Origin of the sequence: Roseomonas sp. KE0001 (assembly GCF_016107285.1) — a bacterium.
Classification (GTDB): domain Bacteria; phylum Pseudomonadota; class Alphaproteobacteria; order Acetobacterales; family Acetobacteraceae; genus Pseudoroseomonas.
Window position 1 is genome coordinate 188,063 of sequence record NZ_RCVQ01000004.1, and the last position, 21,286, is coordinate 209,348.

Genomic DNA, 21,286 nt, shown 5'->3' on the forward strand with positions numbered 1-21,286 from the left:
GAGGCTCAGCGCGTGGTGAAGACCTCGGTCGCCTGGGTCTGCTCGTCGACGCGCGGCCGGTAGTCGAGGCCGCGCCGCAGCGCCCAGACGCTCTTCTGGGTGTGCAGCGGGATGATGGCGACATCCTCCATCGCCACCTTCATCGCCTCCTGGTGCAGCGCCTCGCGCTTCGCCTCGTCCAGGCTCTGCAGGCCCTGCAGCGTCAGCTCGTCGACGCGCGGGTTGGAGTAGCGGCCGTAGTTGGACAGGCCCGTCCCCGCCGTGCCGCGCGAGCCCAGGACGGCGCGGAGCGAGGTGGAGGGCTCGCCCAGGCTGTTGCTCCAGCCCAGCAGGTAGGCCGAGGCCTCGAAGCGGTTCAGCCGGCCGATCAGCGTCGCCAGCGGCTGCGCGTCCACATTGGTCTTCACGCCGATGCGCGTCCACATCTGCGCCACCACCTGCAGGATCTGCGCGTCGTTCACGTAGCGGTCGTTCGGGCCGCGCAGCGTGACGGTCAGGCCGTTCGGATAGCCGGCCTCGGCCAGCAGCGCCCTGGCCCGCTCGACATCATACTTCGGCACGGCGATGGCGGGGCTGTAGCCGAAGGCGCCGGGCGGCATGAACTGCCCGGCCGGCACCGCCGCCCCCTCCATCACGCGGCTGACGATGGCGGGGCGGTTGATGGCGATGGAGAGCGCCTCGCGCACGCGCCGGTCCTGCAGCGGGTTCCTGTCCAGCGTCTCGCCATTCGGGCCGGTCACGTCGGGCGTGGCGCCGTCCCGGTAGACATCGAGGCCGAGGAAGATCAGCCGCAGGCTGGTGTTCTCGACCACCTTCACCCGCTCGTCCTTGCGCAGCCGCGTCAGGTCGTTGGTGGGCAGGTTGTCGATCATCTGCACATCGCCCGAGAGCAGCGCCGCCACGCGGGCCCCGGAATTGGTCAGGATGCGGTAGTCGACCTTGGCCCATTCCGGCTTGTCGCCCCAGTAGGCGTCGTTGCGCGCCATCTCCACCCGGTCGTTCGGGCTGTAGGAGACGAAGCGGAAGGGGCCGGTGCCGATCGCCGCGCGGCCGCTGTTGAACTCCGAGGAGGCGACCTCGCCGAGCGAGCGCGGGATGATGAAGATCTGCGTCAGGTCGTTCGGCAGCAGCGGATAGACGCCGTTGGTGCGGAAGCGGATGGTGCGATCGTCGACCACCGTGATGTCGGTGATGGCGCGGGTATAGACGGCGAAGGAGCTCGGGCTCTGCACCGTGGGCGGCCGGCGGACGGAATAGGCCACGTCCTCGGCGGTGAGCGGCGCGCCGTTGTGGAAGGTGACGCCGGGGCGGAGCCTGAATTCCCAGGTGGTGTCGTCCACCAGCTTCCAGGATTCCGCCAGGCCCGGGATGACGCGGGAATTGCCGTCGCGCCGGGTGAGCCCCTCGAACATATGGGAGGAGAGCTGGATGCTCGGCGTCAGCGTGTAATACTGCGGGTCGATGCTGGCCGGCGGCGCCGAGATGCCCATGGAGAGGGTCTGGCCCAGGGCGGACGTCAGCGCGGGGGTCAGAACGGGGGGGGCCGCGAGCAGGGCGGTGCCCAGCAACGCGGCCTTGAGGCTGGATGTGATACGCATGGCGGTCTTCCGCGTGGAGGAGGAGGGGATGGGGGAGGTCATGCCGCCTCCCCCTCGGTCCAGCCAAGCTCCTGGCCGACCAGGCTGGCCCAGTAGGCCGCGCCGAGCGCCAGGATCTCGTCGTTGAAGTCGTAGAGCGGCGTATGGACGTTGTGGAAGCTGCCGTCCGGGTTCACGCCGTTGCCGATGCGCATGAAGACGCCGGGCTTCTCGCGCAGCATGAAGGCGAAGTCCTCGCCACCGGTGCTGAGCGGGATCTCGCCCACCTTCTCCGCGCCCACCAGGGCGGCGGCGGCGGCCGTGGCCACCGGCACCTTCTCGGCCGCGTTGACGGTGGGCGGGCAGAGCGCCTCGTAGCTCAGCTCGGCGGTGCAGCCATGCGCCGCCGCCAGGGTCTCGGCCAGCTCCTGCAGCCGGCGCCGGATGACGGCCTGGGCGGCGGGCTCGAAATACCGCGCGGTGCCGCGCACCACGACCTTGGCCGGCATGACGTTGGGCGAGCCGAAGCTGCCGCCCTGGACATGGCCGACCGAGAGGGCCGCGCTCTCGATGGGGCGCAGGTTGCGCGGCAGGATGGTCTGCACGGCCAGCAGGAAGTGGCCGAGCACGACCGTGGCGTCGGTGGCGAGATGCGGCGCCGCGCCGCCATGGCCGCCGGTGCCGTGGAAGGTGACGCCCCAGAAATCGGCGCCGGCCAGCATCGGGCCGGGGCGCGTCGCGAACTGCCCGACCGGCAGGCCCGGCGTGTTGTGCATGCCCCAGACGCTGTCCACCGGGAAGCGCTCGAAGAGCCCGTCGCGGATCATGGCGGGGGCGCCGGTGCCGGCCTCCTCGGCGGGCTGGAAGATGAAATGGACGGTGCCGGCGAAGTCCGGATTGCCGGCCAGGTAGCGGGCGGCGCCAAGCAGCATGGTGGTGTGGCCGTCATGGCCGCAGGCGTGCATCTTGCCCGGCACGGTGGAGGCATGGGCGAAGTCGTTCTCCTCCTGGATGAAGAGCGCATCCATGTCGGCGCGCAGCCCGATGGCCCGCTGGCCGGGCCGCCGCCCCTTCAGCGTACCGACGACGCCGGTGCCGCCGATGCCCTCGGCGACCTCCAACCCCCATTCCCGCAGCTTGCCGGCCACCAGCCCGGCGGTGCGCACCTCCTCGAAGCGGGTCTCGGGATGGCGGTGGATGTCCCGCCGGATCTCGACCAGCTCGGGCTCATAGGCCCTGATCGCCTCAAGGATGTCCTGCCGCATGCTGTCGTCCTTTGTCTGCTGCGCGATGCGGGGCAAACTGAGGCGCCCCCGGCCGGGGGTCAACGGGCGTGACATGTTAACGGCTTATGCGATAGATATATTTCCATCATGATGGACACGCCCGCCGCCATGCCCGAGATCCGCGATGCCACCGAGGCCGACCTGCCGGCCATCCTCGCCATCCTGAACCAGGCGATCCGCGAGACCACCGCGATCTGGCACACCGCCGAGGCGACGCTGGAGGCCCGTCGCGCCTGGCTGCACGAGCGCCAGGGCCGGGGCCTCCCGGTGCTGGTGGCGGTCTCCGGGGGGGAGGTGCTGGGTTTCGCCAGCTTCGGCGACTTCCGCCCCTTCGCCGGCTATGCCCTGACGGCCGAGCATTCGCTCTACGTGGCGCCGGCGGCGCAGGGGCGCGGCCTCGGCAAGGCCCTCCTGGCGGCGCTGCTGGTCCGGGCCGAGGCGCTCGGGCTCCATGTCCTGGTGGCGGCGATCGAGGCGGCCAACGCCCCCTCCATCGCCCTGCACCGGGCCATGGGCTTCGAGGAGGCGGGGGTGCTGCGACAGGTCGGCCGCAAGTTCGATCGCTGGCTCGACCTGCTCTTCATGCAGAGGATCCTGCCCGGCGGCGGCTGAGGCGTGGCCGGGCCCGCGGCGGCTGGCCGGCAGGCGGCGCGCGCATCCCTCCTGCCAGCCCTTGGCGGGCCTTTTCTCGTTGACGGGGCGGGGGCGCCGCCGCATGGTCCCCCGCCCGATTTCGGGCCCGATTTTCAACCCCCCGATTTCAACCCTGGGATGACCCTTCCGATGCCTGCGATCACGCTGCCCGACCAGTCCGTCCGCCAGTTCGACGGGGCTGTGACCGGCACGACCGTGGCCGCCGCCATCGGCCCCGGCCTCGCCAAGGCGGCGCTGGCCATGCGGGTGGACGGCCAGCTGCGCGACCTCTCGGCGCGCATCGACCAGGATGCCGAGATCCGCTTCATCACCCGCCGCGACCCCGAGGCGCTGGAGATGATCCGGCATGACGCCGCGCATGTGCTGGCCGAGGCGGTGCAGGAGCTGTTCCCCGGCACCCAGGTGACCATCGGCCCGGCGATCGAGAACGGCTTCTACTACGACTTCGCGCGCAACGAGCCCTTCACCCCGGAGGACTTCCCGGCGATCGAGGCGAAGATGCGCGAGATCATCGCGCGCAACGCGAGCTTCGAGCGAGAGGAATGGCCGCGCGCCGAGGCCATCGCGTTCTTCGAGAAGCGGGGCGAGCGGTACAAGGCCGAGCTGATCCGCGACCTGCCGGAGAGCGAGGTGATCTCGATCTACCGCCAGGGCGAATGGCTGGACCTGTGCCGCGGCCCGCACATGCGGAGCACGGGCGACATCGGCTCCGCCTTCAAGCTGATGAAGGTGGCCGGCGCCTATTGGCGGGGCGATCATCGCAACGCCATGCTCTCCCGCATCTACGCGACCGCCTGGCGCGACCAGAAGGAGCTCGACGCCCATCTCCACCAGCTGGAGGAGGCCGAGAAGCGCGACCACCGCAAGATCGGCAAGGAGATGGGGCTGTTCCACCTCCAGGAGGAGGCGGCGGGCAGCATCTTCTGGCACCCCAAGGGCTGGCGCCTCTACACCACGGTGCAGGACTACATGCGCCGGCGGCTGGATGCCGAGCGCTACCAGGAGGTGCGGACCCCGCAGCTCGTGGACCGCAAGCTGTGGGAGGCCTCGGGGCATTGGGAGAAGTATCGGGAGAACATGTTCCTGGCGACGGTGGATGACGAGTCCGAGAAGGACCGCATCCTGGCGCTGAAGCCGATGAACTGCCCCTGCCATGTGCAGATCTTCAACCATGGCCTGCGCTCCTATCGCGAGCTGCCGATGCGCATGGCCGAATTCGGCGCCTGCCACCGCTACGAGCCCTCGGGCGCGCTGCACGGCATCATGCGGGTCCGTTCCTTCACCCAGGACGACGCGCATATCTTCTGCACCGAGGCGCAGATCGCCCAGGAGACGGTTGAATTCGTCAGCCTGCTTTCGCGCGTCTATCGCGATTTCGGCTTCGAGAGCTTCCGGGTGAAATTCTCCGACCGGCCGGAGAAGCGCTCCGGCACGGACGAGGTCTGGGACCATGCCGAGGGCGCGCTGCACGAGGCCTGCCGCATCGCCGGCGTCGAGTACGAGATGAACCCGGGCGAGGGCGCCTTCTATGGCCCCAAGCTGGAATTCGTGCTGCGCGACGCCATCGGCCGTGACTGGCAGTGCGGCACCCTGCAGGTGGATTTCGTACTGCCCGAGCGGCTGGACGCCGTCTATGTCGGCGAGGATGGCAACCGGCACCGGCCCGTGATGCTGCACCGCGCCATCCTCGGCTCCTTCGAGCGTTTCCTCGGCATCCTGATCGAGGAGCATGCCGGGCGCTTCCCGCTCTGGCTGGCGCCGGCGCAGGTGGCGGTGGCGACCATCGTGGACGAGGCGGCCCCCTATGCCCGCGAGGTGGCGGCCGCCTTCCGCAAGGCCGGGCTGGCGGTGGAACTGGACGTGCGGAACGAGAAGATCAACCGCAAGGTCGTCGACCATATCGAGCAGCGCATTCCGGTGCTCGCCGTGATCGGCCGGCGCGAGGCGGAGGAGGGGCGGGTGGTGCTGCGCCGCCTGCCGGGCCGTGAGCAGGTGGCCATGAGCCTGGCCGAGGCGGTCGAGACCCTTGCATCGGAGGCGCTGGCGCCCGATCTAAGGGCGCCGACAGAGGTTGCGGTTGCGTGACCACTGCACCATAAGACACTCCGCTTCGTCCCCCACAGCAACAGGAGCCGACTCTGGCCCGAGGCCCAATCCCGAACCAGCTGCCAACCCGCGACGGTCCGCGGGTCAATGAGGATATCCGCGTCCCGCAGGTTCGCCTGATCGACCAGGATGGCGAGATGCTCGGCGTCATGAGCGCGCGCGAGGCCCTGCTCCGCGCCTATGACGCGGGCATGGATCTGCTGGAGATCAGCCCGAATGCCGTCCCCCCGGTGTGCAAGATCACCGACTACGGCAAGTTCAAGTACGAGCAGCAGAAGAAGGCCAACGAGGCCCGCAAGAAGCAGAAGATCGTCGAGATCAAGGAAATCAAGGTTCGCCCGAACATTGATGACCACGACTACGACGTGAAGATGCGCGCGGCGAAGGGCTTCCTCGAGGAAGGCGACAAGGTGAAGGTCACCCTGCGCTTCCGTGGCCGTGAGATGGCGCACCAGGATCTCGGCGTGAAGGTTCTCGAGCGCATCCGCACCGAACTGGTCGAGCTGGCCAAGGTCGAGCAGATGCCGCGTCTGGAGAACCGCCAGATGATCATGGTACTGGCGCCCAAATAATCCGCCGGCGGCCGGGCCCTGCCCGCCAGACCGGATGAAAAGGCCGGGGCGTGTCGCGCTCCGGCCTTTTTCGTGGGATCCCCGGGGCCGCCGCCCCCCCTAGCGCCCCGGAAATCGCAGATCGAGGCCGCGCGCCCGCCATCCCGCCTCGATCACCGCCTTGTCGATCAGCCCGGCGGGATCGGCCTTGCGCGGCGAGAAGGCCAGCGAGGGCGCCCGCTCGCGGCGCCAGATGCCGAGCAGCCGGCGCAGCTCCGTCAGCGGCTCGGGATGGTCGTCCACGCGCAGGTCAAGGTCCGGGAAGTCCTCGGTGGTGATCAGCTTCATCGCCGCCGACTGCCGCCCCCGCCGGTCGCCTCCTGCCGCCTGCCCGGCATCGAGCGCCAGCATCAGCCGTTCAGGCAGCTGCAGGCCGGTGCCGGAGCGGAAGGTCGCCGCCGTTTCGCCCACCACCGCCGGATTGGCCAGCATGTTGCCGGCCACGCTGAAGCCCTGCCCCTGCTGGCTGCCCGCCCATTCGACGCAGCTCTGGCCGGTCCAGGCGGCGGCGCGGCCATGCCGGTCCACGGCGTGGATCTGCCGCAGCGCCTTTCCGTCATCGCCCACCAGCGCGCCCTCGATGGCGGCCGAGGGCGTCAGGCCACGCGCCAGCCCGTCCAGCACGGCGGGCGCCAGGTAGCGGTTGGTGAAGGACTGGGTGGAGACGGCGCCCACCCCGGCCCGCACATGCGGGCAGGAGGCGCCGACGGCGAAGGCGCAGGTGGTGACGGCCACCGCGAAGGCGCCGCTCTCGGCGTCATGCGCCACGATCGACCAGGTCATTGCCGCGTTGTCCTCGGTATCTTGCTGCGCTCCACGGTGGCGCTGACGGTCCGGCGGATCAAGGGGAAGCCGGAGCCGGCGGGGGCGGCGCGAAAGTCTTGCCTTGACAGCGGCGTTGTGGTGCAAGCTGGCCCATGGCCGACCTCTCCTCCCCCAGCTCCCATCACGACCGCGTCCTGATCCTCGATTTCGGCAGCCAGGTGACGCAGCTCATCGCGCGCCGGGTGCGGGAATCCGGCGTCTATTGCGAGGTCTGGCCGTTCACGGCCGGCGAGGAGCGCATCCGCGCCTTCGCGCCCCGCGGCATCATCCTCTCCGGCAGCCCGGCGAGCACGACGGAGGAGGGCAGCCCGCGCGCCCCGCAGGCGGTCTTCACGCTGGGCGTGCCGGTGCTCGGCATCTGCTACGGCCAGCAGACCATGTGCCTGCAGCTCGGCGGCGATGTCGCCGGCAGCGACCACCGGGAGTACGGCCGCGCCTATGTCGAGGTGCGCGAGGCCTGTGCCCTGACGCAGGATGTCTGGGCGCCCGGCGCGCGCGAGCAGGTCTGGATGAGCCATGGCGACCGCGTCACGGCCCTGCCCGAGGGCTTCCGCATCGTCGCCGTCAGCGACGGCGCGCCCTATGCGATGATCGCCGACGACGCGCGCCACTTCTACGGCCTGCAGTTCCACCCCGAGGTGGTGCACACCCCGCATGGCGCGCAGCTCCTGCGGAACTTCACCCACGGCGTCTGCGGCTGCCGGGGCGACTGGACCATGGCGGCCTTCCGCGCCGAGGCCATCGGGCGCATCCGCGCCCAGGTCGGCGGCGGCCGGGTGATCTGCGGCCTCTCGGGCGGCGTCGATTCCTCCGTCGCGGCGGTGCTGATCCACGAGGCGATCGGCGACCAGCTCACCTGCATCTACGTCGATCACGGCGTGATGCGCGCCGGCGAGACCGAGCAGGTCGTCGCCACCTTCCGCGACCGCTTCAACATCCGGCTGGTGCACCGCGATGCGTCGGACCTCTTCCTCGGCGCGCTCGAGGGCGTCACCGATCCGGAGGTGAAGCGCAAGACCATCGGCCGGTTGTTCATCGAGGTCTTCGAGGAGGAGCAGGCCAAGATCGGCGGCGCCGACTTCCTGGCCCAGGGCACGCTCTATCCGGACGTGATCGAGAGCGTCTCGGCCACCGGCGGCCCCTCCGTCACCATCAAGTCGCACCACAATGTCGGCGGGCTGCCCGAGGACATGCGGATGCAGCTGGTCGAGCCGCTGCGCGACCTGTTCAAGGACGAGGTGCGCGCGCTGGGCCGCGAGCTGGGTCTGCCGGAGGAGATCGTCGGCCGGCATCCCTTCCCGGGGCCGGGGCTTGCCATCCGCATTCCCGGCGCGGTGACGCGGGAGAAGGTGCAGATCCTGCAGAAGGCCGATGCCATCTACCTTGAGGAGATCCGCGCCGCCGGCCTGTACGATGCCATCTGGCAGGCCTTCGCCGTGCTGCTGCCGGTCAGGACGGTGGGCGTGATGGGCGATGGCCGCACCTATGACAGCGTCTGCGCGCTGCGCGCCGTCACCAGCACGGATGGCATGACGGCCGATGTCTACCCCTTCACCATGGAATTCCTGACGCGGGTGGCGGGGCGCATCGTCAACGAGGTGCGCGGCATCAACCGCGTGACCTACGACATCACCTCGAAGCCACCCGGAACCATCGAGTGGGAGTGAATTAGGGTCGTTTCAGACCGTCTCGCTCCGTGCCGAAAACCGCACCAACCATTTGACTGGCAAGGATTTTTCTTCCTACTCCGTATCACTGCATGTCACCCCAGCCGAGCCACTTTGTTGGTATCGATGATGGTATGGCGCAGGATGGTCAAGAAACGGGCTTCCGATACCAACAGCGCCTGTTGATGGTATCCGGTCGCCCCCTGACCGGATGCGGATCTATGAGCGAACTCACTGATAAACAACTGAAAAATCTGAAGCCAAGGGCCAAGCTCTATAAGGTGGCGGACCGCGACGGGATGTACGCGGCTGTCACCCCAACCGGGGTCATCTCGTTCCGGTATCAGTACCGGGTGAACGGGCGGCAGGAGGTCTTGACTATCGGCCGGTATAGCGCCGACGCGGCGCGCAAGCTGACACGGGCACCCGACGCGCTGGAATACGGAATGGAAGTATCGCTTGCGGAGGCTAGAGCGCTCCTGGCGCGCGCTAGGCGTCAGGTCGAGCGGGGCGAGTCGCCGTCGAAAGCCAAGGTGGAAAAGCGCACGGCGTCAGCAGCAGCGGTCACATTCGGCGGGTGGGCTGAAGCCTATTTTAAACACAAAGCCGATCCCAAGTCGGGGGCCGAGAAACTGGCCGACAGCACCTTGGCGATGCGCCGATCCGTCTATGATCGCGCCATCGCGGGAGAGCTGTCGAAAGTCAAGCTGGGAGAGGTGACGCCGCAACGCCTCAAACGTCTGTGCGACGAGGTCAAGGAGAAGCGCGGGCCGGCCGTCGCCGTGCATGTCCGCGAGGTCGTGTTGCTGGTGTTCCGCCATGCCCAAGGAAGTGGGGTTGATGTGAGCAACCCGGCCGAGTCGATCCGCACCAGCGCCATCGCCACGTTTGAACCGCGCGACCGCGCGCTGTCGCCGTCCGAGGTTCGCGCGGTCCTAGCGGCTCTGGATCATGTGTCGGCGGCACCCACGCTGCGCTTGGCGGTGAAGTTTGTCCTACTAACCGGCGTTCGCAAATCGGAGTTCATCGACGCCACATGGAAGGAAATCGACTTCACCGCCGCGCGCTGGACGATCCCGGCCGAGCGCATGAAGGCCGGCAAAGCGCACGTTGTCCCGCTGAGCGATCAGGCGCTCGACATTCTGACGGCTTTCCGCACCATGTTCGGCAACAGCCGATACCTCCATCCCGGCCGATACGACGGCGATGCGCCCATCAGCAACGCCACACTCAACCGCGTGATCGACACGGTCGTAGAACGCATCCGGGAGACTGATCCTGACTTTCAGAGCTTCGGTGTTCACGATCTGCGCCGCACGCTCTCGACCGGCCTGAATCGCGCCAAGTTCGATGATCGTTGGATCGAGATGAGCTTGGCCCATGCGCCCCGGAACCGGATCGCGGCCATTTACAACGTGAACCGCTACCTCGCCGAGCGGAAGATCATGCTTCAATGCTGGGCTGATATGCTCGACGCCTGGGTGAAGGGCGAATCCGCAAGAAACCTGATCGCCGACGCGAAGCGACGTGCCGCCGAGGTCCACGACGACGAATTGGACGATGATCTCTGAACTACATGCGGCCCGCGTCCATTTTGTCAGTTGTTGTCATTGGTGGCCGCCAGCCGGCCGGATCGGCGATCCAGCGGTCGATGTCTGATTCATGCCAGCCTGCGCCGTTGATGCTGATCCTGAGCTGGGGCGGGAACGTGCCTTCGGCGATCTTGCGGTAGATGGTGGACCGGGATAGGCCCGTGCGGGCGAGGACGGTTTTCAGGCGGACGATACGGTCTGGTTCACGCATGGCTGCGCTGCCTCCTGCTGGTTGTTTCTGACGATTGCAGAGACCAGTGAGAGCAACGAATTATCGTTGTGCAATAGATATTTAGATGGCGTAGTGCTGTGGCGTAGAATCGGCGGTAAAAAGGAAGAACTTACGGTCGGACACCTTAGCTCCTGCCAATGTCAATGCCGGGTATGAAGGCGATTTGTCTGCCAAGATTGCGGCCTGATTCGAACAATATGTCGGCACTATAGGCGTTCCAATGGCAGATCAGTGATGTAAATTCGTTCCAAAACGTGGGAGCATGGAACATTGAGTTTCGATGAAAGGTCACTGACTGCCGCGCGAGATCGGCTTCTTGAAACAGCCGTGCGGTTCTTCTCCGCTGACCCTGCTGTCATGGGGATATTTCTGGGGGGATCGCTCGCGGCTGGTAGCGCTGATGCTTATTCCGATATTGACCTCCGCGTCGTGGTGACGACGGATCGGCATGACTACTATGTCAGTCAGCGTCGCGAACTGCCAAGGCAATGGCCGGGTTTTCTGTTCAACGAGTGGGTGCCCGGCGCGCAACATTGCGTTTCTCACTTTCGTCCATTCGGAAAGATCGACATCTTTTACTACGATGCCGCTGCGCTTGCTCCGTCCCCTTGGTATCGTCTGCCAATCCGGATTTTGCATGACCCCAAGGGAATCGTTGCGGACCTCGTAAAACGTTCACAGGGATTCCCATTCACGGTTTCCGAAGACGACCTAGATTTTTCGATCAGCAAGGGCTTGGCGGCCGCGCATGAAAGCTACCGGCGCGCGCGGCGTGGTGAGCTGTTCTATGCCCTGTCGCTGTTGGACGAGTTGCGCCAGCACATAATGCAGGCCGACGACTGGCTAAATGATCGGACCCCGGAAACGGCTGTGATAGCAAAGTTCGACAGACGCGGAAGCAGCGCCGTTCTCGATGTTCTCAAAGCGTCCTATGGCCCATGCGCGGCTGACGCCATCATGTCGGCGCTGCGCCTTCTGGCGGCAACCTATCGCGCGCAGGTCACAGAATTGCATGGTAAATTCGGCCTTGCGCGGCCTTTGGTGTCGGACCTTGAGGCTCTGGATGTTGTTCTGTTGAGAGCGTAGGCCAGACAGCAGCAAATCGGCGTCTGCTACAATCCGATGCCTCTTCCTCTGCCAAGGCCGTGACTGAGGGCAAGTTGCCGGCCAAGCCTCATCCCTGAGTCGAAATCCATGCTGATGCCGAGTTGCTTCTTGCGGCATTCGAGCAGGGATTCCATCTGCGGATCACGTTGAAGGCTCATCGCCATATTGCCCATCTCCGCCCGCGCTGACCTGTAGCCGGAATAGTTGCCCGCCGCATATTGGCGCTCGCCGGTCTGTTTGAGTTCCCGGAACCGTTCCACGAAGCGATCCGCGCGGCGCTCCGGGCTGGTGCGAATCTCGGTTTCGAGCTGGAGGGCGCGGATGGCGCGATTGACCTTGCCCGATCCCGCCTCATGGGCAAGGCTCTCATCCTTGGCATAGGCCGCTTCGGCGTCCTGCCAGCCAAAGGGGCGCACCCCATCGAACGCCTTACGGGAATCGACCAGTTCTTCCCATTGTTCGGGGCTTGCCTTGCTCCCGGCATCCTCGGCGTTGAAGACCTGGCCAACGGCATGGGCATGGCGGATGAGCGCCATTCTGCGGGCGTGGCGCAAGGCATCCTCCGAATCTATTCCGGCGTCCCGCGCCACCGCCTCGATCTCCTGCTTTATCCCGCTGCCGGTCGTCTCCCTTTCCGGCCCTTCTGCGCCGTCGCGGAGTTCGCGCACGCTGAAGATAATGTCGTCGATCCGGTCGAGGGCATTGTCCGGCACACGTACCTGTTCAACGGCGGCATCACGGGCATGGGAGGCAATACCGCGCCGCTCGGCATAGTCCTGTGCCGGGTCGTAGTCCGATGCCATGTCCTTGGCCCGGTCGCGCGACAGGGTGTTGATGAGCTTATCCTGACTCGAAAAATCGTCGCGGCCATAATGCAGGTCCATGCTGTCGCGGTGACGCGATAGCGCGACATAGCTGCCGTGGGCGTCCATGCCGGGCGTTGCCAGCACATACGTCCGGTCCACGGTCATGCCCTGCGCCTTATGGATGGTCGCCGCATAGCCATGGTCGATGCGGTCGTAGTCCTTGAGGTCAAAGCTGATGCCGCGCCCGTCATCGGTGCGAACCGACATGGATTGCGGGCTGACTGCCTCAATCGTGCCGAGGGTGCCGTTCTTCACGCCAAGCCCGCGCTCGTTTTGCAAGAACATGATGCGATCACAGGCGGCGAAGTTTCTAGCGCCGCGCTCGACCGTGACGCGCACATCCTCGCCAAGATCGCCCGCCTCCCGCATCCTGTCGCGGGCGGCCTCGTTGAGTTCCCGCACCTCGGCATTGGTATGGGTAAGGATGATGCGGCTGCTGTCGGGCGATGCCTGCCGGTCGCGGTCCCAGCGGTCGATCAGATCGTCACGCGCCTGCCCGCGCGTCTGAGCCTCATGCACCATGTCGTGCGCGTCATAGGCATGGATCGCATGGCTAGTCCTGCCGGTGGCCAGATCGCGGGTGGCATCGCGCTGCCAGTCCTCACGCTGGCGGCGCACTTCATGGATTTCCACGCCGCCATGACGCTCGTGGATAGATCGGAAGGCTGCGCCCGCCTCGATAGATTGAAGCTGCTGCGGATCGCCGACCAGCACGACCTTTGCGCCTACGTCGGCGGCATGAGAAAGCACGCGCTCCAACTGCCGCGTGCCGACCATGCCCGCCTCGTCAATGACAAGCACGTCGCGGTTGGTCAGCATGTCGCGCCCGTTCTTCCAGCCATGTTCCATGCTCGCGATGGTGCGGGACGCAATGCCCGATCCGCTTTCCAGATTCTCGGCCGCGATGCCGGACAGCGCCACGCCGCGCACCTCGTAGCCCGCCGCTTCCCAAGCCTCGCGCGCAACGCCGAGCATCGCGCTCTTTCCCGTCCCGGCATAGCCAACGACAATGCCAAGGTCGCGCCCGTCCGTGACATGCGCAAGCGCGTCGGCCTGCTCGCCGGACAGGACAAGGCCGCGCTGTTCGGCACTGGCCAAAGCAGCTTCGCGGTCCCGGTCGTTGACTTCGTGCCGTTCCCTCTCGGCCATCATCTCAGCCGAGCGGCGCAGGCGCTGTTCGGTCTCGATCATGTCTCGGGTGGTGAACCGATCCTCGCCGCGTCCGTCTTGCCCAAGCTCGACCAGATCAGGCGAACCCCGCATTGCGCCCATAACCTCGTTGAACTGGTCGATGCCGTCGCTGTGGCGATGCGCGAACATCGCCATGTCGCGCCGCGTGAACGTCGATTGCTGATGCGTGATCGCGTCCAGCGCCACCGATGGATCGGCGATGATACGCTCGCCGTTGTTGCGGGCGATCTCGCGGTGCATGTCCGCCCGGTCGGCGGCTTCAATGCCTTCGCCTTCGATCCGCTGCGCGGGTGCGCCGATCTGGCTTTGCGGCTCAAGTCCGATGCCCTGCGCCGCAAGGCTGCGATGGTCGATGCGGGCGTCGATGTCGAGTTCGGCCAGTCGTTCGTTAACATGATCGGCCCAGCGTTCGCGCCACCGTCCCACCATCTCCGTCCGGTTCCAGTCGCGGACCTTTTTGCCGAACCCGTCCTTATCGACCTCGCGCATGGTGAGCATGACATGGGCATGGGGCTTCGGCATCCCGTCCTCGCCGATGTCCCAATGCACATTCAGATCAGCGATCATGCCGTGATCGATAAATTCAGCCTGCGCAAAATCGCGGGCAAGCTCGATGCCTTGGCGTTCCGTCATCTCGCGAGGGATTGCAAATTCGACCTCGCGGGCAAGCTGGGCGTCCTTGCGCACCTCGAACGCCTCGACATCGTTCCAGAGCCGTTCGCGATCGCTCCACTGCTCGGGCGCGTTCTCCGGCAACAGCACCTCGGAATGGACGACGCCACGCTTGGCGGAAAAGTCCTGCACGCGGTCCAGCCGCTCATCGCGCATCCGTGAGGCCGAGCGGTAGGCGGCAGAGGCTACCGCGCTCGACCCGGCCTTGCGGCCAATGACCTTGACGTGAAGATGATAGATCGCCATCGCCATCAAGCATTGGCACGGTCAAGCGCACGTCGGAACGACGTATAAGCGCGCCCTCCCTCGAAAAAATCTCGGGATGGACCAGCCGGTCCCGCACCATCCCAGCAACATAGAAGCAATCGGCCACGCGCTCAACTACCATCGCTCCATCAACAGCTTATGGAGGATGCAGTGCGTAAGCCACGGGACTTCGATACGGAATTGAAGACGCTTGAAGATAAAGCGCGGGAACTCAAAACCCGCAAGGTGCAGCAACTCGGCGAATTGGTGATCGCCACCGGGGCGGACAGCCTCACCGCCCAGGAACTGGCGGGCGCGCTGGTGGCATTGGCGGAAACCAAGGACGCCGGAAAGAGGGAGGCATGGGCGAAGCGAGGGGCGGCGTTCTTTCAGGGCCGGTCGCGGCGATCTGCTCCGGCATCTGACCGCGACGCAGGCAGCACTTCGGCGCAACCGGGCGGCGCGCAACCGGCATCAGGCGCAACAGGCGCGACATGACATGCGAAGCTGGCAGGTCGAGAGACGCAAGCGAACGCGACACCTGATCGAACTCGGCGGTCTCGTCGTCAAGGCAGGCATCGTCGAACTCACCGGCGACGACCGCACCGTGATCTATGGCGCGATGATCTGGATCGCCGAAAAACTCAAAAACGAGGACGGCGAACATGCGCGCGGTGTCTGGGCAAAGCTGGGAAAGGTGGCGTTCGAGATGGAGCGTTCGGCGGACCCAAACGACAGGGTGCAGTCGCAGCCGAATCGGGCGTGATTGATGGCGGGTGGCGCGGAGACCCCAAATATCGCAGCGCCACCCGCCATCGCGCGGCAACGCCGCGCAAAGACACACAAGCAAAATGGAACGGCAGGAAAGCCATCACGGCGCAACGCTCTGGGATGGCTGACAAGCTTCAAAGGGATGAGCACGAGAAGGCATTGGCGCTCTGGTCGGCAATGGGAAAAGAGGCGTTCGAGTTTGAGCGCCACAGAATCGCCGAGGATGCCTAAACTCCGAACCGCTCCCGCATTTCTCTGGCCTTCGCCCATTCGTCGCCGGGTATTCGGTCGATCAGTTCCTTCATCACCCGGACAAACGTGGTCTTGAGGGTTTCGTCGGTCAGGGTCTTGGCGCGATCCGTTGCAAGCAACGGGCGCATGTCGGTGAAGAAGGTAGGATTGGCAAGTTTTTGGAACATGCGCTGCTGCGCCTCGGCCCGCGAAATCGTAGTCTCCGCCTTTTCGAGATAGAGGCGGAAACATGCGATGATCCTGGCGGTGTCCAGCCCATCGAACACGGTGAGCGCGTGATCGAGGTCGAACAGGTCGCGGCCCTTGTTGCGCTGAAGCAAGGCCCGCAACTTGGTCGCCAGCATTTCCTCCCGCGAGAATGTCGGGATTGCGGCCTTGCCGGTGAACCTTTGCCTTGCCAAGCCACGGTTCCAGCACGGCGCGAACACCATCGAGGACTGACCCAATCGGGCCGGCGCTCGTTCGCACGAGGTCGATGTCTTCTGAGTAGCGCAGCGGTGCGGGGAAATGCAGCTTGTTGAGCGCCGTGCCGCCCCGGAAGCGCAGTTCGCCGCGAAGGAATGGATCGGAGAAGATGGTGATAAGCGCGCGGCTGATGATGAGGTCTTGCTCGACCTGCCGCTGGCTTGCCCACGGCGCGACACGGCTCCAGGCGGTGATGTAGTCCTGCGGGATCATTGGTCGATCTCCGGCGGCCGGCGGACGATCACGCGCCAGCGTGCATCGCGTTCAGATGGCGGCGGTGACAAATCCGGATCGCCCGCCTGCTTGGGATCGAGTTCGATCCAGGGCAGCGGCCCGCGCGCCGACAGCGCCACGGACATCGCCTCCGCGATCTGCGGATGCCCCAACCTTCCGAGCAGATGCCCGAGGCGCTGCACGACCGCCTTCTCGAAAGCGCCCGACAAGGAGGCGAGCTTTTTGGGTTGCAGCCGCTCGGCCAGTTCGGAAAGCACCGTCGCGATGTTGTCCAGACCCGCGCCGGACTGTGGATAGCGCACCAGGTCGAGCGCCGTCAGCTCCGGTGAGGACAGCTTCATATAGCCCGATGGCGTCTTACGATCCTCGATCCCCGCCGCCACCGTCGCCATGTCCTTGCGGTAGGAAAATACGATCCGCGTCCGCCCGGCTTCGATGTCGGGCAGGAGCTTGTTCGTGACGACCTGAAACTCCATCACGGCTTGATGTGAAGCGCCGTGGGTTGCGGCCGCCGTCAGCAGCCCCACATAATACGGACGCTGTTCGTGGTGCATCAAGGCGTCGATATACCACTCGGGCGGCGGCGCCCCCACCGTGGAATGCTGGGGCGGCACGACCACATAGAAGCCGCGCCGGGGTCGGAGAAGCTGGCCGCGCTGCTGCAAACGCTCGGCGGCGTCGAGGAACGCGCCCCGGCTGACGCCGATCTCCTTCTGCGCTTCATCCGCAGAAAAGACCCCCCGGCCCGTAGCAAGCAAGCCGGAAACGTAGGAAGATAAGGCTGACCGCTCAACTCGGATCATACCACATTATCCGCTTTCAGCGCGGAAATATCAATATGATTCATTGATCGAATCATCCTTAAAAATCCGCGTATAGGGCGGATTCTTCAATATGATGCGGCAGCGACCTCGTCCCTCGCCTCCTAACGGGATGGATGGTCACGCCATCTTCTCTAATTTTCTCCAATCTTCTATACACTTCGCCAAACGTGATTCACGATTGGCGTATGAGCGACGAAATCCTCACGATCCGGGAGGTGGCGGAGCTTCTCAAGATCAATGAGAAGACGGCTTACAAGCTCGCGGCTGCGGGCAAGCTGCCGGGCTTCAAGGTCGGCGGATCGTGGCGCTTCGAGCGCCGGGAGATAGCAAACTGGATAAAGCGCAAGGTTGAGGAGCAACAAAGGGATAACGGCGGTGATCACTGAGTACCATGCCAAGCTATTCGCTCACGAGTTGAGCAGGCGGCACTCCGTTGCGGATGCCGAGAAGCTGGCTGGCGCGCTCATGGACGCTCAGGTTGATCTCAACCCCCATCAGGTAGAAGCCGCGCTGTTCGCCTTCAAGTCGCCGCTATCCAAGGGCGCGATCCTCGCCGACGAGGTGGGCCTTGGAAAGACCATCGAGGCCGGACTCGTCCTCGCTCAGAAATGGACGGAAGGCCGCGATGCGTTTATTCGAGCTTCCCGCCCGCATCGACGGTACGGCGGATTTGACCTTGCCCGATCCGGTCAGGCAGGTCGTGGAAAGCGAGCACACGGCGATCCTCGACGACATGGCCGCGCGGCAATCGGCATGGTTCGACGACGAAATGGAAAAGCTCGACAACTGGGCGGAGGACAAGCGCGCCGGGCTAAAGGCGGACCTCAAGGAGCTGGACGAGCAGATCAAGGCGCTCAAGAAAGAAATCCGCCAGACCGGCAATCTGCCGGACAAGCTTGCCCTGCAACGGCAGGCCCGCGCCCTTGAGACAAAGCGCGACGAGGCATGGCGCGCCTATGACGCCGCCGCGAAGGATATTGAGGTTCAGAAGGAGCGCCTTCTGGATCAGGTCGAAGAGCGTCTCGGGCAGAACGTGTCCGACGAAGAGCTGTTCGCCATTAGGTTCGAGATCGTGTGAGGGGGCGCGCGGAATGACAAGTTCAATCGTCACAACGGGCATTAGGGGCAATACGTACAAGACGCTTCTTAGGAAACACATCCTGCACACCAAGCCGTCCGTCGTCGGCCTCGCCGTGGCATACGTGTCCGCGTCGGGGTTCAATCTCGTGAAGAGCATCCTTGATGAAGGAGGTGTCGATGAAGTCAGGCTGGTTACCGACACGAAAGACGGTGTGACTCATCCGAAGGCGCTTCAGACTGCCATGGACAGCGGATGGGGGATTCGCGTCGTTGACAGTCTGCCCGGCACCTTCCATCCCAAACTGTACGTTGGCGCCGACAGCTTCAATGAGACCAAGGGCGTCGATGGTCTCTCGCTTGTCATTGCAGGATCACAGAATCTCAGCCTCGGTGCGTTCTCCAGGAATGGCGAATGCGCGTTCTGGAGCGTAGCGCCTCACAGCCGAGACTCTGCCGCTCAGGCTTGGCTTGATTGCTGGCAACTCGGTGTGCCCCTGACCAAGACGAAACTGAAAGACTACGAGAAATATTTCGCGCTTCGGAATCGCCATCGCAGACCTGAAGACCTCGTGACGCTCGGGGTTGCGGACAGTGCTCCCAAGACCACTGCCGCTGGCGCTCCGCCAAAGAATGCAACACCGCCCAAAACGGCCGAGAAGGCCATATCGGAGACGGCTGCTTCTGTTGCTTGGGCTGGACTTCAGTCCTTCACCGGCGAGTATAACTTGCAGGTCGAGTTTCCCAAAGAGGCCGGGCTTGTGCTCCGCAGAGTTTTTGGCAAGCCATCCAAAGATGGCTCCATCGACATACTTTGCGCCGACGGGATCACTCGCACCTTCAAGTTCAGGTTCTACGAAGACAATGGCATGTTTCGCCTGAATGTCCCCAATGCAGCGCCATTGGTCGATTGGGCGCGTGCAAATAAGGCGGGCATCGCCTACGTCGAGCACGACGAAGTGGGCGTCATTTCGTTCGAGATATTGAAACCCGGGCAGCCTCTCATGGACGTTGTAGATCGTTCGCTCGCGCTTGGTACGTGGGGCCGCACGCCCACGAGATTGTATGGCTGGTACTGATGACTGTGGAAGACAACGAAGCACCGTTCGCTGGCATGGAATCGAGCAGCCCGACGAGGCTCACTCTGACCTCCGATGATGTTGCGGCCCGCAAACGCACCCTCCTGCGCAATTTCCTCGCGCAGACGCTGCCAGAATGCCTCAGCGAGGGGCAGATCGACTTTGAGCTGTTGAGGCGAGCCCTGGGCGATTGGATTGAAGCCGGCCAGGAGCGATTTGGCCTGTCTTGGCCGGGCAAAGCCCAATGCATGAAGATCATTCAGCAGCCGAGCGTGGCGACCCTGAAACCAAAGCGCACCGACTCGGTGGAGTTTGACGCCACCGGCAATGTCTTCATCGAGGGGGACAATCTGGAAGTCCTGAAACTTTTGCAGAAGGCATACTTTGGCAGGGTCAAGCTGATCTATATCGACCCGCCCTACAATACCGGGCAAGAGTTTATCTATCCGGACAAATATGCAGAAACTCTGGAGACGTATCTCGCCTACACCGGTCAGGCTGATGCCGAGGGACGCCGCTTCTCCACCAACACGGATACGGTTGGGCGATACCATTCCAACTGGCTTAATATGATGTACCCGCGCCTCTACCTTGCGCGGAATCTCCTTCGCGACGACGGCGTTATCTTCATCTCGATCGACGACCACGAATTGAGTCGTTTGCGAGAGTTGTGCGACCAGATTTTCGGCGAGGAGAACTTCAAGGCCGACATTGCCTGGCAGAAGCGATACACGCGCAGCAACAACACGGTCGATTTCACGACCGTCGTTGAGCATCTCTTAGTCTACGCCAAGTCGGAGGCGTTCGAGGTCAGCCTGCTGCCGCGCACCGAGGAGGCGGACGCGCGCTACACAAACCCCGACAACGACCCGCGCGGCGTTTGGAAGGGCGCTTCATTCCTCAATCCTGCGTCCCCGCAGGACCGTCCGAACCTCTGCTATCCGCTCAAGAATCCGAACACCGGCGGCGTCGTTCACCCAACCACAAATGCCTGGCGCCGTTCGGAAGAAGCCTTTCATGAGTTGCTGGCCGACAATCGGCTCTACTGGGGGCCGGATGGGAAGGCGGCTGTCCCGTCCATCAAGATGTTCCTTTCAGAAGCAAGGGGGCTCACGCCCATCAACTTCTGGGCGCATGACTATGCCGGCCACACCGACGAGGGGACGCGAGACCTTGACACGTTGATCCCCGGCAAGGTGTTCAACAATCCCAAGCCCGTTCAGCTGATCCGCAGGGTGATTGACCACGCCTGCAATGGCCCCGGCGACATCGTGCTGGATTTCTTCGCAGGCTCCTGCGCCACAGCGCAGGCGGTGATCGAGCAGAACATCGAGGACGGCGGCAGCCGGAGATTCATCGTCGTGCAACTGCCGGAGCCGACCGACGAAACGTCGAACGCCGCGAAAGCAGGCTTTCGTACCATAGCGGAGATCGGCAAGGAGAGGATTCGTCGGGTTATCAAGAAGTGGCAGGAACAACCGGCGGGCATGTTCGACCTGGAGCGCAGAAAGCACACGGACCTCGGCTTCAAGGTGCTGAGCCTCGACCGCTCCAATTTCAAACTGTGGAACGGAAACGGTGCGGCCGATGCCGACGAACTCGCGCAACAGTTAGAGTTACACATGGATCACCTTTCGGCTGCCAGCAGCGCCGAAGACATTCTCTATGAATTGCTGCTCAAGGCGGGTTTCCCGCTGACCACCAACGTTAAGACCATCAAACTTGCGGGCCAGGAAGTGTTCTCCGTCGAAGACGGCGCGATGCTCATTTGCCTTGAGAAGGAGATCACGCCGGAGTTGATCGACGCGCTGGCGGAGGCGAATCCGTTGCAGGTCATTTGTCTGGACGAAGGATTCAAGGGAAACGACCAGCTCAAGGCCAACGCGGTTCAGACGTTCAGGGCGAGAGCCGAGGCGGAAGAATCCGAAATCGTCTTCAAGACGGTTTGAGGA

At 64.5% G+C, this 21,286-nt stretch carries 20 protein-coding genes and 1 pseudogene; 13 read left to right on the forward strand and 8 right to left on the reverse strand.

Features of this window, described 5'->3' with window-relative positions; all coding sequences use genetic code 11:
- Window positions 1-5 precede the first annotated feature (5 nt).
- On the reverse strand, window positions 6-1,598 hold the full coding sequence (locus D9598_RS10185) for an ABC transporter substrate-binding protein (RefSeq protein ID WP_198366364.1): 1,593 nt from the start codon (window positions 1,596-1,598) through the stop codon (window positions 6-8).
- A gap of 38 nt (window positions 1,599-1,636) precedes the next feature.
- Window positions 1,637-2,842, reverse strand: coding sequence for an amidohydrolase (locus D9598_RS10190; RefSeq protein WP_198366365.1), 1,206 nt, complete (start codon window positions 2,840-2,842; stop codon window positions 1,637-1,639).
- A gap of 108 nt (window positions 2,843-2,950) precedes the next feature.
- Here D9598_RS10190 and D9598_RS10195 point away from each other — a divergent pair, with 108 nt between their 5' ends.
- The 3 genes from D9598_RS10195 (at window position 2,951) to infC (ending at window position 6,195) form a co-directional block, all read left to right on the forward strand.
- Window positions 2,951-3,475 carry a GNAT family N-acetyltransferase gene (locus tag D9598_RS10195; protein ID WP_198366366.1) on the forward strand — a complete coding sequence of 175 codons (525 nt, stop codon included), beginning with the start codon at window positions 2,951-2,953 and terminating at the stop codon, window positions 3,473-3,475.
- 171 nt (window positions 3,476-3,646) lie between these two features.
- Window positions 3,647-5,602, forward strand: coding sequence for a threonine--tRNA ligase (gene thrS / locus D9598_RS10200; RefSeq protein WP_198366367.1), 1,956 nt, complete (start codon window positions 3,647-3,649; stop codon window positions 5,600-5,602).
- 80 nt (window positions 5,603-5,682) lie between these two features.
- Entirely contained in the window at window positions 5,683-6,195 is a 513-nt protein-coding gene (gene infC, locus D9598_RS10205; RefSeq protein WP_232477126.1) for a translation initiation factor IF-3, read from the forward strand.
- A 99-nt stretch (window positions 6,196-6,294) separates the two neighbouring features.
- Here infC and D9598_RS10210 read toward each other — a convergent pair whose 3' ends face one another.
- Window positions 6,295-7,017: a DUF1028 domain-containing protein gene (locus tag D9598_RS10210; protein ID WP_198366369.1), complete on the reverse strand. Its 723-nt coding sequence runs from the start codon at window positions 7,015-7,017 to the stop codon at window positions 6,295-6,297.
- Between the two features lie 134 nt (window positions 7,018-7,151).
- On the opposite strand from D9598_RS10210, the gene guaA reads away from it, so the two are divergent.
- Together guaA and D9598_RS10220 are read left to right on the forward strand one after the other, a co-directional pair.
- Window positions 7,152-8,726 (forward strand): glutamine-hydrolyzing GMP synthase, encoded by a 1,575-nt coding sequence (gene guaA, locus D9598_RS10215; RefSeq protein ID WP_198366370.1) that lies wholly within the window; start codon window positions 7,152-7,154, stop codon window positions 8,724-8,726.
- Window positions 8,727-8,947: 221 nt separating this feature from the next.
- Window positions 8,948-10,297 (forward strand): site-specific integrase, encoded by a 1,350-nt coding sequence (locus D9598_RS10220; RefSeq protein ID WP_198366371.1) that lies wholly within the window; start codon window positions 8,948-8,950, stop codon window positions 10,295-10,297.
- 1 nt (window position 10,298) lies between these two features.
- Here D9598_RS10220 and D9598_RS10225 read toward each other — a convergent pair whose 3' ends face one another.
- A complete protein-coding gene (locus D9598_RS10225) occupies window positions 10,299-10,529 on the reverse strand; it encodes an AlpA family transcriptional regulator (RefSeq protein WP_198366372.1) in 231 nt (76 codons plus the stop codon).
- Between the two features lie 291 nt (window positions 10,530-10,820).
- Here D9598_RS10225 and D9598_RS10230 point away from each other — a divergent pair, with 291 nt between their 5' ends.
- Complete coding sequence (locus D9598_RS10230; RefSeq protein WP_198366374.1) at window positions 10,821-11,636, forward strand: nucleotidyltransferase domain-containing protein; 816 nt, start codon at window positions 10,821-10,823, stop codon at window positions 11,634-11,636.
- Window positions 11,637-11,662: 26 nt separating this feature from the next.
- Here the strand turns inward: D9598_RS10230 and traA are convergent, their stop codons facing one another.
- Window positions 11,663-14,632, reverse strand: a complete 2,970-nt coding sequence (gene traA, locus D9598_RS10235) for a Ti-type conjugative transfer relaxase TraA (RefSeq protein WP_198366592.1) — start codon at window positions 14,630-14,632, stop codon at window positions 11,663-11,665.
- 171 nt (window positions 14,633-14,803) lie between these two features.
- Here traA and D9598_RS10240 point away from each other — a divergent pair, with 171 nt between their 5' ends.
- Genes D9598_RS10240 through D9598_RS10250 form a run of 3 tightly spaced genes read left to right on the forward strand, consistent with a single transcriptional unit; the run spans window position 14,804 to window position 15,634 of the window.
- A complete protein-coding gene (locus D9598_RS10240) occupies window positions 14,804-15,130 on the forward strand; it encodes a conjugal transfer protein TraD (RefSeq protein ID WP_198366375.1) in 327 nt (108 codons plus the stop codon).
- A 1-nt stretch (window position 15,131) separates the two neighbouring features.
- A complete protein-coding gene (locus D9598_RS10245) occupies window positions 15,132-15,398 on the forward strand; it encodes a conjugal transfer protein TraD (RefSeq protein WP_198366376.1) in 267 nt (88 codons plus the stop codon).
- Window positions 15,395-15,634, forward strand: a complete 240-nt coding sequence (locus D9598_RS10250; protein WP_198366378.1) for a hypothetical protein — start codon at window positions 15,395-15,397, stop codon at window positions 15,632-15,634. Before D9598_RS10245 ends, D9598_RS10250 begins: the two co-directional genes overlap by 4 nt.
- Here D9598_RS10250 and D9598_RS10255 read toward each other — a convergent pair.
- The 3 genes and pseudogenes from D9598_RS10255 to D9598_RS10265 all read right to left on the reverse strand — a co-directional run bounded on the left by D9598_RS10255 (window position 15,631) and on the right by D9598_RS10265 (window position 17,157).
- Window positions 15,631-16,086, reverse strand: a complete 456-nt coding sequence (locus tag D9598_RS10255) for a nucleotidyl transferase AbiEii/AbiGii toxin family protein (RefSeq protein ID WP_198366379.1) — start codon at window positions 16,084-16,086, stop codon at window positions 15,631-15,633. The genes D9598_RS10250 and D9598_RS10255 overlap by 4 nt on opposite strands.
- Before the next feature lie 16 nt (window positions 16,087-16,102).
- Window positions 16,103-16,333, reverse strand: a pseudogene (locus D9598_RS21625) (nucleotidyl transferase AbiEii/AbiGii toxin family protein); the annotation flags it as partial.
- Window positions 16,330-17,157: a type IV toxin-antitoxin system AbiEi family antitoxin gene (locus D9598_RS10265; protein WP_198366380.1), complete on the reverse strand. Its 828-nt coding sequence runs from the start codon at window positions 17,155-17,157 to the stop codon at window positions 16,330-16,332. The pseudogene D9598_RS21625 and the gene D9598_RS10265, both read right to left, overlap by 4 nt.
- A gap of 206 nt (window positions 17,158-17,363) precedes the next feature.
- Between D9598_RS10265 and D9598_RS10270 the strand changes: the two genes are divergently transcribed.
- The 4 genes from D9598_RS10270 to D9598_RS10285 all read left to right on the forward strand — a co-directional run bounded on the left by D9598_RS10270 (window position 17,364) and on the right by D9598_RS10285 (window position 21,283).
- The gene (locus D9598_RS10270; protein WP_198366381.1) at window positions 17,364-17,564 is read left to right on the forward strand and encodes a helix-turn-helix domain-containing protein; all 201 of its coding nucleotides are present in this window, start codon (window positions 17,364-17,366) and stop codon (window positions 17,562-17,564) included.
- 239 nt (window positions 17,565-17,803) lie between these two features.
- Window positions 17,804-18,256, forward strand: a complete 453-nt coding sequence (locus D9598_RS10275) for a hypothetical protein (RefSeq protein ID WP_198366382.1) — start codon at window positions 17,804-17,806, stop codon at window positions 18,254-18,256.
- Window positions 18,257-18,269: 13 nt separating this feature from the next.
- Window positions 18,270-19,334 carry a hypothetical protein gene (locus D9598_RS10280; protein ID WP_198366383.1) on the forward strand — a complete coding sequence of 355 codons (1,065 nt, stop codon included), beginning with the start codon at window positions 18,270-18,272 and terminating at the stop codon, window positions 19,332-19,334.
- Window positions 19,334-21,283, forward strand: coding sequence for a site-specific DNA-methyltransferase (locus D9598_RS10285; RefSeq protein WP_198366385.1), 1,950 nt, complete (start codon window positions 19,334-19,336; stop codon window positions 21,281-21,283). The genes D9598_RS10280 and D9598_RS10285 overlap by 1 nt, the downstream gene beginning before the upstream one ends.
- The last annotated feature ends 3 nt before the right edge of the window (window positions 21,284-21,286 follow it).

What these genes read in the sequence shown, in the direction of transcription:
- D9598_RS10185 (WP_198366364.1), bottom strand. Translation starts at nt 1,598, where the DNA reads ATGCGTATCACATCCAGCCTCAAGGCCGCGTTGCTGGGCACCGCCCTG.
- D9598_RS10190 (WP_198366365.1), bottom strand. Translation starts at nt 2,842, where the DNA reads ATGCGGCAGGACATCCTTGAGGCGATCAGGGCCTATGAGCCCGAGCTG.
- D9598_RS10195 (WP_198366366.1), top strand. Translation starts at nt 2,951, where the DNA reads ATGATGGACACGCCCGCCGCCATGCCCGAGATCCGCGATGCCACCGAG.
- thrS (WP_198366367.1), top strand. Translation starts at nt 3,647, where the DNA reads ATGCCTGCGATCACGCTGCCCGACCAGTCCGTCCGCCAGTTCGACGGG.
- D9598_RS10210 (WP_198366369.1), bottom strand. Translation starts at nt 7,017, where the DNA reads ATGACCTGGTCGATCGTGGCGCATGACGCCGAGAGCGGCGCCTTCGCG.
- guaA (WP_198366370.1), top strand. Translation starts at nt 7,152, where the DNA reads ATGGCCGACCTCTCCTCCCCCAGCTCCCATCACGACCGCGTCCTGATC.
- D9598_RS10220 (WP_198366371.1), top strand. Translation starts at nt 8,948, where the DNA reads ATGAGCGAACTCACTGATAAACAACTGAAAAATCTGAAGCCAAGGGCC.
- D9598_RS10225 (WP_198366372.1), bottom strand. Translation starts at nt 10,529, where the DNA reads ATGCGTGAACCAGACCGTATCGTCCGCCTGAAAACCGTCCTCGCCCGC.
- traA (WP_198366592.1), bottom strand. Translation starts at nt 14,632, where the DNA reads ATGGCGATCTATCATCTTCACGTCAAGGTCATTGGCCGCAAGGCCGGG.
- D9598_RS10245 (WP_198366376.1), top strand. Translation starts at nt 15,132, where the DNA reads ATGCGAAGCTGGCAGGTCGAGAGACGCAAGCGAACGCGACACCTGATC.
- D9598_RS10255 (WP_198366379.1), bottom strand. Translation starts at nt 16,086, where the DNA reads ATGGTGTTCGCGCCGTGCTGGAACCGTGGCTTGGCAAGGCAAAGGTTC.
- D9598_RS10265 (WP_198366380.1), bottom strand. Translation starts at nt 17,157, where the DNA reads ATGATCCGAGTTGAGCGGTCAGCCTTATCTTCCTACGTTTCCGGCTTG.
- D9598_RS10270 (WP_198366381.1), top strand. Translation starts at nt 17,364, where the DNA reads ATGAGCGACGAAATCCTCACGATCCGGGAGGTGGCGGAGCTTCTCAAG.
- D9598_RS10275 (WP_198366382.1), top strand. Translation starts at nt 17,804, where the DNA reads ATGCGTTTATTCGAGCTTCCCGCCCGCATCGACGGTACGGCGGATTTG.
- D9598_RS10280 (WP_198366383.1), top strand. Translation starts at nt 18,270, where the DNA reads ATGACAAGTTCAATCGTCACAACGGGCATTAGGGGCAATACGTACAAG.
- D9598_RS10285 (WP_198366385.1), top strand. Translation starts at nt 19,334, where the DNA reads ATGACTGTGGAAGACAACGAAGCACCGTTCGCTGGCATGGAATCGAGC.